The organism is Granulicella tundricola MP5ACTX9 (assembly GCF_000178975.2).
Classification (GTDB): domain Bacteria; phylum Acidobacteriota; class Terriglobia; order Terriglobales; family Acidobacteriaceae; genus Edaphobacter; species Edaphobacter tundricola.
The window spans coordinates 1,128,530-1,139,802 of the sequence record NC_015064.1 but is presented as its reverse complement, the minus strand read 5'-3'; the positions used below and the strand labels follow the sequence as shown (position 1 = coordinate 1,139,802).

Annotated in this window: 13 protein-coding genes; 8 read left to right on the top strand and 5 right to left on the bottom strand. The window is 59.9% G+C overall.

The window, feature by feature from the left end:
* Positions 1-51: 51 nt before the first annotated feature.
* Together ACIX9_RS04835 and ACIX9_RS04830 are read right to left on the bottom strand one after the other, a co-directional pair.
* The gene (locus tag ACIX9_RS04835; RefSeq protein ID WP_013579355.1) at positions 52-1,239 is read right to left on the bottom strand and encodes a glycosyltransferase; all 1,188 of its coding nucleotides are present in this window, start codon (positions 1,237-1,239) and stop codon (positions 52-54) included.
* Positions 1,240-1,278: 39 nt separating this feature from the next.
* Positions 1,279-1,701 (bottom strand): MerR family transcriptional regulator, encoded by a 423-nt coding sequence (locus tag ACIX9_RS04830; RefSeq protein ID WP_013579354.1) that lies wholly within the window; start codon positions 1,699-1,701, stop codon positions 1,279-1,281.
* A gap of 75 nt (positions 1,702-1,776) precedes the next feature.
* On the opposite strand from ACIX9_RS04830, the gene ACIX9_RS04825 reads away from it, so the two are divergent.
* Entirely contained in the window at positions 1,777-2,793 is a 1,017-nt protein-coding gene (locus tag ACIX9_RS04825) for an SDR family NAD(P)-dependent oxidoreductase (protein ID WP_013579353.1), read from the top strand.
* Positions 2,794-2,859: 66 nt separating this feature from the next.
* On the opposite strand, the gene ACIX9_RS04820 is transcribed toward ACIX9_RS04825, so the two are convergent.
* Entirely contained in the window at positions 2,860-3,939 is a 1,080-nt protein-coding gene (locus ACIX9_RS04820) for a YCF48-related protein (protein WP_013579352.1), read from the bottom strand.
* A 179-nt stretch (positions 3,940-4,118) separates the two neighbouring features.
* Positions 4,119-4,979, bottom strand: coding sequence for an intradiol ring-cleavage dioxygenase (locus ACIX9_RS04815; RefSeq protein ID WP_013579351.1), 861 nt, complete (start codon positions 4,977-4,979; stop codon positions 4,119-4,121).
* Positions 4,980-5,093: 114 nt separating this feature from the next.
* On the opposite strand from ACIX9_RS04815, the gene ACIX9_RS25635 reads away from it, so the two are divergent.
* Positions 5,094-5,390 (top strand): hypothetical protein, encoded by a 297-nt coding sequence (locus ACIX9_RS25635; protein WP_013579350.1) that lies wholly within the window; start codon positions 5,094-5,096, stop codon positions 5,388-5,390.
* 160 nt (positions 5,391-5,550) lie between these two features.
* Here the strand turns inward: ACIX9_RS25635 and ACIX9_RS04805 are convergent, their stop codons facing one another.
* Complete coding sequence (locus ACIX9_RS04805) at positions 5,551-6,402, bottom strand: hypothetical protein (protein ID WP_198152158.1); 852 nt, start codon at positions 6,400-6,402, stop codon at positions 5,551-5,553.
* 306 nt (positions 6,403-6,708) lie between these two features.
* Between ACIX9_RS04805 and dnaK the strand changes: the two genes are divergently transcribed.
* The 6 genes from dnaK (at position 6,709) to ACIX9_RS04785 (ending at position 11,264) form a co-directional block, all read left to right on the top strand.
* Positions 6,709-8,625, top strand: coding sequence for a molecular chaperone DnaK (gene dnaK, locus ACIX9_RS04800; RefSeq protein WP_013579348.1), 1,917 nt, complete (start codon positions 6,709-6,711; stop codon positions 8,623-8,625).
* A 306-nt stretch (positions 8,626-8,931) separates the two neighbouring features.
* Positions 8,932-9,102: a hypothetical protein gene (locus tag ACIX9_RS26305; RefSeq protein WP_013579347.1), complete on the top strand. Its 171-nt coding sequence runs from the start codon at positions 8,932-8,934 to the stop codon at positions 9,100-9,102.
* A 3-nt stretch (positions 9,103-9,105) separates the two neighbouring features.
* Positions 9,106-9,783: a hypothetical protein gene (locus ACIX9_RS04795; RefSeq protein ID WP_013579346.1), complete on the top strand. Its 678-nt coding sequence runs from the start codon at positions 9,106-9,108 to the stop codon at positions 9,781-9,783.
* 5 nt (positions 9,784-9,788) lie between these two features.
* Positions 9,789-10,592 carry an Fpg/Nei family DNA glycosylase gene (locus ACIX9_RS04790; RefSeq protein WP_013579345.1) on the top strand — a complete coding sequence of 268 codons (804 nt, stop codon included), beginning with the start codon at positions 9,789-9,791 and terminating at the stop codon, positions 10,590-10,592.
* Positions 10,593-10,636: 44 nt separating this feature from the next.
* Complete coding sequence (locus ACIX9_RS24525) at positions 10,637-10,915, top strand: type II toxin-antitoxin system RelE/ParE family toxin (protein ID WP_013579344.1); 279 nt, start codon at positions 10,637-10,639, stop codon at positions 10,913-10,915.
* Positions 10,881-11,264: a HigA family addiction module antitoxin gene (locus ACIX9_RS04785; RefSeq protein ID WP_013579343.1), complete on the top strand. Its 384-nt coding sequence runs from the start codon at positions 10,881-10,883 to the stop codon at positions 11,262-11,264. Before ACIX9_RS24525 ends, ACIX9_RS04785 begins: the two co-directional genes overlap by 35 nt.
* The last annotated feature ends 9 nt before the right edge of the window (positions 11,265-11,273 follow it).

The window sequence follows — 11,273 nt, the reverse complement described above, 5'->3', positions numbered from 1 at the left end:
TATTTCGCGACCAGCGGGAGCGCCGTGCGAAGCCCAGGACAGCACGAAGTGCTACTCCGGCGCCTCAACGCGTCCACCCGGCTTGAGCGTATAGATCTTCCCGCGATAGTAGAACTTTTCGCCACCATAGCTGCCGAGCCAAAGCATGCTGCCAAGCATATCTCGCAGCGGATAGATGGCCACGTTGCGCAGCCAGTCCGGATCGCCCATCACGCCAAGGATCGTCCCGGCCTGCAGCCAGCGGTTGACCACCAGGCCAAGCAGCCAAAGCACGCCGGCCAACGCATGCCCGGATGCCAGCCCCCACACCAGTCCGAGCAGCCCAAACGGCATCGCAAAAGTCAGCCCGCTCCCCAGGTGCCCCCAAGGCCGCGAGCGGCGCGTGCTTTGCATCCAGCGCAGTTGGTTCCGAAACGAAAGCCAGAACGGTGTGTCCTGCACCATCAGCTTGATGATGTGGGTCGCCATCTTGACGCCCTGCCCCTGCTTGGCCAGGCGGTTCCCCAACTCGAAGTCATCCGCATAAAACTGCCCTAACTCTGCAAATCCGCCCACCGCCTGAAAGCTCTTCTTCGGCACAGCCATCGTCGCCCCAAGAGCGAACTTCGTGCCTTCAAGCATGTCCGCCACCAGCACGCCGGAGGTCATCTCCACGCTCTTGCCCACAGCATCCAGCTTGGCCGCAAAGCTCGATCCCTCCCCGCCATAAGCTGTCCCCAGGTATACGCAGGAGGCAATGCCAAGCTTGGGGTCTTTGAGGTTCTGCACCATGCGCCGGAGGTAGTTCGGAGCAACGCGAACGTCGGCATCGCTCGTAATGTAGAGCTCATGCGCTGCGACCGAATCCAGCTTTTCCAATGAAAAGACCTTGGCGTTATGAAACTTCGGCATGGGCTCACCACAGGTCACGTACTTCGCGTTCACCTGCGGATAGCGCTGTCCCACCCGCTCCGCGAGTATCAATCCTTGATCTGTCGCATGACGAGCACAGAATAGGAGCTCGAAGCTGGGGTAGTCCTGCTCGAAGAACGTTTCCAGGTTGCGTTCCATGCCCGGCTCAGTTCCGTGCAGCGGCTTCAACACACTCAACGGAGGCAGGAAGTCCTCGGACGCACGCTCATCGCGCCGCTTACGCAGACCGAAACGGACGGCCGCAGCCACGACCATCAGACAGTAGATGGAAGACGTGACTGACCCAGCCAACGCCACATAGAACAGCACGCGCAACAACCAACCCATCGCAGACAAACCCTCAAGATGAGTCTACCGAACGCAGCCCTACTTCTTTTTGGGTGCCTTCAGAACATCTTTGACGGTGCCCTTGATTGGGACCAGCCCCGCCCGTCGCAATGGAACCAGGCCGGCTCCCGGATTCTGCTGCTGGTTGATTCTGGTCAGCATCTCTTCACGCACGTAATCGACGAAGCCCTGCATCTGCCGGTTCATCTCTTCCATACGCTCCCGCATCTGCAGGACGATGGCGATTCCGGCGATATTCACGCCTAAATCGCGGGCGAGATTGAGGATGAACTCCAGGCGTTCGAGGTCTTCGTCGGTGTAAAGCCTTGTGTTTCCTTCAGATCGGCTGGGCCTGAGGAGACCTTCGCGCTCGTACATGCGCAGGGTCTGCGGGTGAATCTCATACATCTCGGCCACCACCGAGATCATGTACCCGCCCCGTGATTTACGCTTGGTCGCCATATCCGTATGAAGAGAGCTTACTTCACCGCGCGGGATTCGGTCACCGGGTAAGGTGTGGGGCGCATCTCACTGAATATGAAGAAATCGACTGCCTTTTACGCTACGCAGATCATCGCGACCTCGCTCGCCGCTGCGGCGGCCTATGCGCTTATTCCTTCCGAAAACCGTTTGCGCTGGGGGCAGGTGGCGATTATTACTGGTGGATCGCGGGGTCTGGGGCTGGCGATCGCGCATCGTCTTGGAAAGGCAGGACTTAAGCTGGTTTTGGCGGCTCGTTCCGAGGATGATCTGGAGCTTGCTCGGGATCAGATTTTGCGTTCCAGGGATGTGACGGATGAGGACGATATTCTACTGATTGCGTGCGATCTTACTGATTCTAATCAGTGTGGGGCGCTGATTGACTCGGCAATCCGGACGTTTGGGCGGGTGGATGTGCTGGTGAATAATGCTGGAATTATTGAGGTGGGGGCGGTGGAGGATCAGACCATCGAGGCCTATGAGCGGGCTATGGCTACTAACTTCTTTGCTGCGTTGTACTTATGCCAGGCTGTGTTGCCGCATATGTTGGCAAGAAAGTCGGGGAGTATTGTGAACATTTCTTCGATTGGGGGCAAGCTGGCGGTGCCGCATATGCTGCCTTATTCGGCTGCCAAGTTTGCTTTGACGGGTTTCTCGCAAGGGCTTCATGCGGAGGTTCGGAGCAAGGGTGTGCGGGTGACGACGGTGTGTCCGGGGTTGATGCGGACGGGGGGCGAGGTGCATGCGCAGTTCGTCGGGGACGTGGAGAAGGAAAAGCAGTGGTTTCAGACTGCGGCTACAACTCCCCTGCTTTCAGTAACTTCCGAGTATGCGGCGAACCGGATCTTCAGCGCGGTGAACGCTGGACGGGCGGAGATCACGATCAGCCCGCAGGCCTGGCTGATGGCTAGGACGGCGGGATTGATGCCGGAGACGACGCAGTTTGTGAACTCTCTAGTGAACGAATATGTGCTGCCGGCAGCGGTCAAGGCTGCTCCAGAACCGGCTGTTTTGCATGTCCATCACAACGAATCTGACGACGAAATCAGCGCCGCAGATCCCTCCCCGAGTTGATGATTTTATGCACCACAAATCACCACACACTCACCACAAATTGACCACAAATCGACCACAAAAAAATCAGGGTTTGAGGACGCCGGCGCGCAGTTTCCCGATTCGACCCTTGGGGCCTACGGCGAAGGGTAGCGAGAGGGCGTTCCAGGAGTCGGCGGTGGGGCCGGCGACGGGCTTCCAGGTCTTGCCGTCATCGAAGGAGATGTCTGTGCCGTTGGGGCCTGCGGTGAGCCAGGACTGGGTGGCGCTATCGAAGACGACGGCGGAGCGGTAGCCGTGGGGCATGGTCGTGGCGGCGGTCCATGTCTTGCCACCGTCTTTGGACCAGGCTGCGGTGCCTGCGGTGGCGTCGGGCTTCTGGTAGTCGCCGCCTACGGCGACGAGGACGGCGGAGAGCTTACCGGACATGCCCGCTGTCGTTCTGCCCGCGATGGAGAAGGCACCGGAGGCGGAGTTACCGGCGGCGAGGGGCAGGCCGGTCTTCTGCCAGGCGAGAGGGCAGCTTGCTCCTTGTGCCGCGCCTGGATCGCACTTGCCGTAGGTGTTGTAGACGTGGGCGACGGCTGAACCGCCGGTAACAAAGTAGATGGTCGAGCCGACTGCGGTGAGGCCGGAGTTGCTGGCGGCGAAGCCTCCGTCGCCTTTGTCGGCTTCGCGGCCTGGATCATCGGCGATGCTCCAGGTGTCGCCACGGTCAGGGCTGAAGAAGACGGTGAACTGGCCGTCGACCTGGTCGCCCATCATGTACATCTGCTTGGAGGTGACCTTGTGGATGTTGTCGAAGAATCCCTTGGCGTCAGGGTTGGTAAAGACGCGCTTCCAGGTCTGGCATCCGTCGGTGGTCTTGTAGACGGCGCTGGCGGTGCCGGGCCCGCTGGCCATGGCGACGGCGGTGTTTGCGTCGAAGCCCTGGATGCCACGGAAGTCGAGCTTCTCTGCGCCCGTGGGGATGGTGCAGGGCTGCCAGAGATAGCCACCGTCTTCGGTGCGCAGGATGGTGCCGTTGGTGCCGCTGGCCCAGGCTACTCCGTCGCCGAGGGCGTCCACGCCGCGGAGGCTGGCGGTGGTGTGGGACTCTTCAAGGTCGAACTGGGCATGGGCTGCGGTGGCGGCCAGGAGGAGGCTGAGGGCTGCAATGAGTCTCATGGGGAGAGTCTAATCTGTGCTGATCCTCTTTTATTCGTGACTGTGCTGGCGAACGGCCTGAGTTGATCAAGATTGATAAAAGCGATCAAGGCTGATTGCCCCTGTGGCTGGTTGGGCGACAGGGGTCTACGGTGGGCTTGAGACAGGATGGAACTGTCTCTTTCTAGTCTCTGGGTGTTCTAGTCTCTGGGTGGTCGGGGGCCGCCGCCGGCTATGGGTTTGGGGGTGGCGGTGGGGTCGACCGAGATGCGGAGTTGGGCGTAGAGGCCTTGCTCGATGTGCTGGGGGTTGGTTTGGATGAGGTTGGCGATGGCTGCGGAGCCGTGCTGTTGGTTGAAGACGTTGTCCTCGCCTTCTGTGGTGCGGTGGATGTGGTGGTTGGCGTAGGGGGCGCGGGTCATGAGCTTGAGGTTCCAGAACTCGGGGAAGAAGAGCTGGCCGATGTGGGCGGTGTGGCCGGCGGCATAGGTGTCGCCCTGGCGGTGACCTTCGAGACGGACCTTGAAGTGGATGTGGTTGGTGCGGCCGTCGTAGAAGCCGGGGAAGATGGTCTCGAAGGAAACGGCACCGTCGTCTCCGGTGAACTGGATGCCGCGGAGGAAGGTTAGTTTGTCGGAGGGTTCCATTTGGGGTGGGCCGGCTCCGTCACGGTCTGGTGGGGGGCCGTGGTGATCGCCGAAGCCGGGAGGCGGGCCTCCGGGACCGCCGGGGCCACCTGGTCCGCCCGGGGGTGGGCCAGGGGAGGTTTTGGTGAAGCCGGAGTAGAGGCCCATGGCGTCGCAGTGCCAGAGATCGATGGCGGCGTTGCGGAGCGGGGTGCAGGTGCGGCTGTCCATGAGGATGAGCTTCAAGCGAAGGGGGACGCCGGTGCGGTCCTCTGCGATGCGGGAGCGGATGAGCTCGTCCGCGAGGTAGAAGGGGCCTTGCTCCTGCTCGGGGATGAGGGTGCAGGTGGTTTCTGCTACGGACTTGAGTGGGAGGGCTGCCACGGCTACGGCGGTGGAGAGGAAGCGGCGGCGGGAGAGATTTGGGAGCGGCATGTTGGGTTTGGCCCTCTGTTTTCTTTTACTTTACGGAGGGTTGGACGATTTTTCTTTTGGGAAGACTACGGGGCATGGAGGCGGAGGGCCCGGGGCTAAAGCCCAGTTGTTTTGTTGCCCTTTGACGGTGGGCTAAAGCCCACCTCTAATCCGAACGGCAACGGCAACGGCAGCGGCAACGGCAACAGCAACAGCAACAGCAACGGCAACTGCAACTGCAACTGCAACTGCAACTGCAACTGCAACGGCAAGAGTAAGAGCAACAACAACGGCAAAAGCAGGAGCGACAGCAACGGCAAGAGCGGAGGCAACAGCAAGAACAAACAACAACAACAGCAGCTACGGAGGTTCTTCGCTTCGCTCAGAATGACGGTTGGGGAGGAGGTGCGTTTGGTGGGATGGGCGGGCTGAATGAAGTGAAAAGGCGGTCGTTTGCTACCGCAAACGATACGCCACCCTGTCCGACGATGGGACCGTCGGCCGAGGATGGGGCACCCGTTGTGGCGGGACTAAGGCTGTGGAAACCCACGTCTCAGAAGCGAGACGTGGGGCACCCGGTTTTGTTGAAATGCTACTGCTTGGAGAAGAGGCCGGTGCCGTGGGCGGAACCACAGGCGCCGGAGATGGTCCAGTCGGTTACGGTGAGGATGGAGGCGTCGGCGTTGAAGGTGCCGTTGGCGACGACCGTGTTGGTCATGCCGTTGGCGGTCTGGGAGTAGGTGGTGGAGAGCATGCTGCCGGTGACGGTGGAGTCGACGATGGCGGGGCTCGTCAGGCAGGGATTGCCGGGGAAGGTGGCGTTGCCGGTGAGGTGATAGACGCCGTTGGCGTCCGGTGCGGTGGACTGGGTGAAGTTGCCGGAGACGGGAATGACATCTCCGTCCGAATCTGTGAAGTTTCCGGCGTAGGCACCGGTGATGGCGGCGTACTGGGTGGCGGTGGCGGCCACGGCGGCGGTTCCGGCGACGACCGGGAAGCCGCAGCTTCCGCCAGTGACGGAGTAGGTGGCGTTGGTAAGGGTCTTGCCGTCAGCTGCGAGGGTTCCCGTGAGCGAGAGGGTGCTGCCGTTGAAGGCGGCGCTGGTGAGCTTGAGATTGCCGTTGGCGTCCGTGGTGCCGGTGGCGGAGACGAAGGTGTTGGGGGCCATGCAGGCGTTGGCGGCGAGGGTGTGGAAGGTGGCGGTGACCGCACCGTTAGTGGTGGCGAATGCTCCGGCGATCTCCGGCAGAGTGACAGCCTGGGTTGCGTTGGTTTTGACCTCCCAGTTACCGGCGATGGCGGCTTTCAACGAGGTGGGGATGCCGGTGACGGCGGTTAGGGCGTTACAGCCTGAGAGAAAACCGGCGAGAACCGCCATTCCGAACAAACCGACAATATTCCTGACGCGCATTTCCGATACTCCCTGGGGCCCGACTGTTGCCATCGAAGTAAGTATCGGCTGGATGGGGTGGGAGTTTACATCCCTCCTTTGGGGCAACGGTGTGCCGAAAGGCGTAACGGGGAAAAGGCGGATAGGTACGGATAACAACGGATACAGCAGATTTGCGGTGGAGGCGGGGAGAGGAGATGCAGGTTCCTCCGCTGCGCTGCGGAATGACAAGAAAATGGGGCACGAGGAAGAGGCTAAGTTTTAGCTAAACTAAGTTGACAACAACTCACTCACATCGTAATCTAGAGAAGTCGTAAGAATATCCCGGGCCGAACGCCCGATACTCAGGAGCAATACCAGATGGCAAAGATTATTGGAATCGACCTAGGAACCACGAATAGCTGCGTTGCAGTCATGGAGGGCGGCGAGCCCAAGGTGATTGCGAACGAAGAGGGCGGTCGTACGACTCCGTCGATCGTGGCGTTTACGAAGTCCGGCGAGCGTCTTGTGGGCACCGTGGCCAAGCGCCAGGCGATCACGAACCCCGAAAATACGATCTTCTCCGTGAAGCGCTTTATGGGCCGCCGGTCGAACGAGATCAACGAAGAGATGAAGATGGTGCCGTACAAGGTTGTGGCCAAGGGCGACGGCGTAAACATCGTGGCGCAGGGCAAGGAGTACACCCCGCCCGAGGTTTCGGCGATGATTCTGCAGAAGCTGAAGAAGGCTGCGGAAGACTACCTGGGCACCACGGTGACCGAGGCTGTCATTACGGTTCCGGCTTACTTCAACGATGCACAGCGCCAGGCGACCAAGGATGCAGGCAAGATTGCCGGTCTGGATGTGAAGCGCATCGTCAACGAACCGACTGCGGCTGCGCTGGCTTACGGGCTGGACAAGAAGAAGGACGAGACGATCATCGTCTATGACTTCGGCGGCGGTACGTTCGACGTGTCGGTGCTGGAGGTTGGCGAAGGCGTGATTGAGGTGAAGTCGACCAACGGCGATACGCACCTGGGCGGCGACAATCTTGACCAGCGCATTGTGGACTGGCTCATCACCGAGTTCAAGTCCGACACCGGTCTGGACCTGACGGCGAAGGGCAATGAGATGGCGCTGCAGCGTCTGAAGGATGCGGCGGAGAAGGCGAAGATCGAGCTTTCAACGGCGCAGGAGTCTGAGATCAACCTGCCGTTTATTACGGCCGATGCCTCTGGACCGAAGCACCTGGTTCGGAACCTGACGCGTGCGAAGCTGGAATCGCTGGTGGATGATCTATTGCAGAAGTCGGTTGGCCCCTGCAAGCAGGCGCTGAAGGATGCCGGGATCGACGCGAGCAAGATCAATGAGGTTGTGCTGGTTGGCGGTCAGACTCGTATGCCTGCGATCCAGAAGCTGGTGAAGGACCTGTTCGGCAAGGAGCCCAACAAGGGCGTGAACCCGGATGAGGTTGTGGCGATCGGTGCTGCGGTTCAGGCTGGCGTTCTGGCTGGCGAAGTGAAGGATCTTCTCCTCCTTGATGTGACTCCTCTCACCCTCTCCATCGAGACGATGGGCGGCGTGGCGACGGGCATGATCACTCGCAACACGACCATCCCGACGAAGAAGACGGAGACGTTCTCCACGGCGGCGGATAATCAAACCGAGGTCGAGGTGCATGTGCTGCAGGGCGAGCGTCCGATGGCTGCGCAGAATCGTACGCTGGGCAAGTTCAAGCTGAGCGGGATTCCGACGGCACCGCGCGGTGTTCCGCAGATCGAGGTGACGTTCGACATCGATGCGAACGGTATCTTGAATGTGACAGCCAAGGACAATGCGACGGGTAAGGATCAGAAGATCACCATCACCAGCTCGAGCGGCCTCAGCAAGGAAGAGGTCGAGCGTATGGCGAAGGATGCCGAGGCGCACGCGGCTGAGGACAAGGAGCAGCGGGATTCGGTTGAGGCTCGGAACGGGCTTGATTCCCTGGTCTATAACGTCGAGAAGATGCTGAAGGATTCGGCCGATAAGGTTGAGGCTTCGGACAAGGTTGAGGTTGAGGCTGCGCTGGCTGAATCGAAGACGGTGCTGGAAGGCAGCCCGACTGCGGCTCAGATGAACGAGTCCAAGGAGAAGCTGACGGCTGCAAGCCATAAGCTCGCCGAGGCAATGTACAAGGCTGCGGCTGCCCAGGCTCCGACGGATGGCGCGGCGGCGAGCACGGGCACGGCGGATGAGGCACCCAAGCATGATGAGGGTGTGATCGATGCCGAGTATGTGGATGTGGATAAGAAGTAACGAATCAGGGCGGCGTGGCGAGGGAGTTGTATCCCTCGTCACCCGGCCTGGACGTGGTGGGGCTGTAACGTGACTGCGAAGTTGCCGATAGAGGCTTCGTAGGAAGAATGTTGGCAGGAAGAATAAAAGAAACCGATCTGCTTGCCGGTTCGTATTCACAGGAAAGATTCTGACTCCCGGGACTGTTAACGTGCGTCAAACGATGTGAACCGGTGTTGAAACAAGGCATGAGGAGTTGGGCCCCGAGTAGAGCTCCTGAACGACTGAGGTACGCGTAGTTCAATTTCATCTCCTGGAGGCAAACCGATGACAGACACCATGTGGAAATGCGATCAGCTTCGCGCCGGTCAGCTTTACAACCGGATGATGTTCGACAATGAAGCCGAAGCGGAACAGTTTGCCTTCAAGATGCGCCAGATGGAGCCCGATCAGACGATCTCGATCGAGGCCATTGAAGCATCGCAGTTCTGGAACTAGTGCGTGGCCGTTGACTGGGTGGCCGTGCAGGCCGTTGCGACCTCGATTCTGGTACTGACCAGCGTGGGCGCGATTGGATATGCGGGCCTCCAGCTTCGGCATGAACGGAACTATCGTTCGGTGGAGAATCTTGAGAAGCAGTTGAGCTTCTTCCTTTCTGAAAATTTTGTGGGGGCGCGACGCAGGCTGGCGCAGGCACGTCTGGATGTAAGCAACGAGGATCAGCCGGCGCTGTTGGCTTGGAGTCTTGAAGCGCCCCCGGTGAGTGTGTTTGAGGTGCTCGATTTCTATGAGCACCTTTCCTTGCTGGTCAAGAAGGGCCACCTGGACGTCTACGACGTCTGGCACACGTTCTATGAGTGGGCGCAGCCGGTGTATGTGGATATGCAGCCGCTGATTGAATCAGCCGAGTCCATGTATGCCGAGCACTACGACGATCTCGAACATCTGATGCGGCAGATGGATGAGATCCAGATCAACCGCATGCACAACCAGAAGGGCAACCACTGGGCTCTGTGGACGCCGGACCGGATCATCGAACACTATCGGTATGAGCTGGAGTCGGGTGGGCGGCCAAGACGGACGCGGCGGGTGCCGGCTCGTGAGGCTCGGGATATTGCGCGTGAGGTGGTGCGGGAGATTCAGCAGTCCGACCCTGATGCGGGACCGGTGAAGGAATAAACAAGATGCCTGAGGGAAATGAGCTTCATCGCTGGGCGAATCTGCACAACGAAGTGTTTGCGGGTAAGAAGGTGCGGGTGGATTCGCCGCAGGGCCGGTTCACGGATGCTCCGCTGCTCGATGGGCGCACGCTGGTGAAGGTGACGGCTGTGGGCAAGCACCTGGGATACGACTTCGGGAAGATTGAAGGCGAGCAGCGCATCCTGCACGTCCACATGGGACTGTACGGCGACTTCAGCGAAGGGCATCCGCCGATGCCGGAGCCTCGCGGCGCACTACGGCTGAGGATCTGGACGAAGACGGACTGGCTGGAGCTGCGCGGGCCTACGGACTGCTCGCTATGGAATGCGGAGAAGTGGCAGACGCTGCTGGACCGGCTTGGACCTGACCCGCTGAACCATGACAAGCCGGGACCCATGCTGGAGCGGATTGCGACGCGCAAGACCGACATTGGGCAGTTGCTGATGGACCAATCGATCCTGGCGGGTGTGGGAAATATCTATCGGGCGGAGCTGCTGTTTCGTGCGCGGCTGAGTCCTTTCAAGCCGGGGAATGAGGTGCCCCAGAAGACGCTGGAGGCGATCTACAAGGATGCCGTGAAGCTGATGCCGGATGCGATGGTGGATCGGCGGATCGTGACGACGAAGGCGAAGGATCGTCCGCATAAGACGGGTGAGGCGCTGAACGAGGAGGCGCACTATGTCTACAGGCGGACGGGGCGGCCTTGCTTTATCTGCGGCACGGCGATCAAGACGAAGATTGTGGCTTCCCGGAACCTGTTCTGGTGCCCTACGTGCCAGGCTGAGTGACGTTTGACTGGAAGCGTATAACGCTGAGCGTGTAAGCTGATGAAGTGATTCGAACGTTTGCAGATCGCGAGACAGAACGCATCTTCTCACGCGAAAGAAGCCGCCGCTTCTCTGGACTGGAGAAGGTCATCCTGCGGAAGCTGTCTGCGCTGCATGCAGTCCGTCTCCTTTCCGAGCTTGCAGTTCCCCTGGGCAATCATCTCGAAGCGTTGAAGGGTGACCGTAAGGGGCAGCATAGTATCCGAGTCAATCAGCAGTATCGAATCTGTTTCCGATGGGAGGAGCCGAATGCCTTTGAAGTCGAAATCGTCGACTACCATTAGTCCGACTCAAGAGAGGTCGAAGGGCCGGATTCCGCCGACGCATCCCGGCGAGATGCTGCGTGAGGAGTTCCTGATCCCCTTGAAGTTGAGCGCCAATGCGCTCGCCATGGCGATTCGCGTTCCAGCGACGCGCGTCAGCGAGATCGTGAACGAACGGCGTGGAATCACTGCCGATACCGCGCTCAGGCTGGCTCGCTACTTCCACATGACGCCTGAGTTCTGGATGAATCTACAGACCCACTATGACCTGGAGTGCGCACGCGACGCCAGCGACACGATCATTCAGCAGGATGTAAGGCCTGCCCCAATCGACAAGAAAACCGGAGCTCTCCGCTCGAACGCCGCATAAGGACGAACT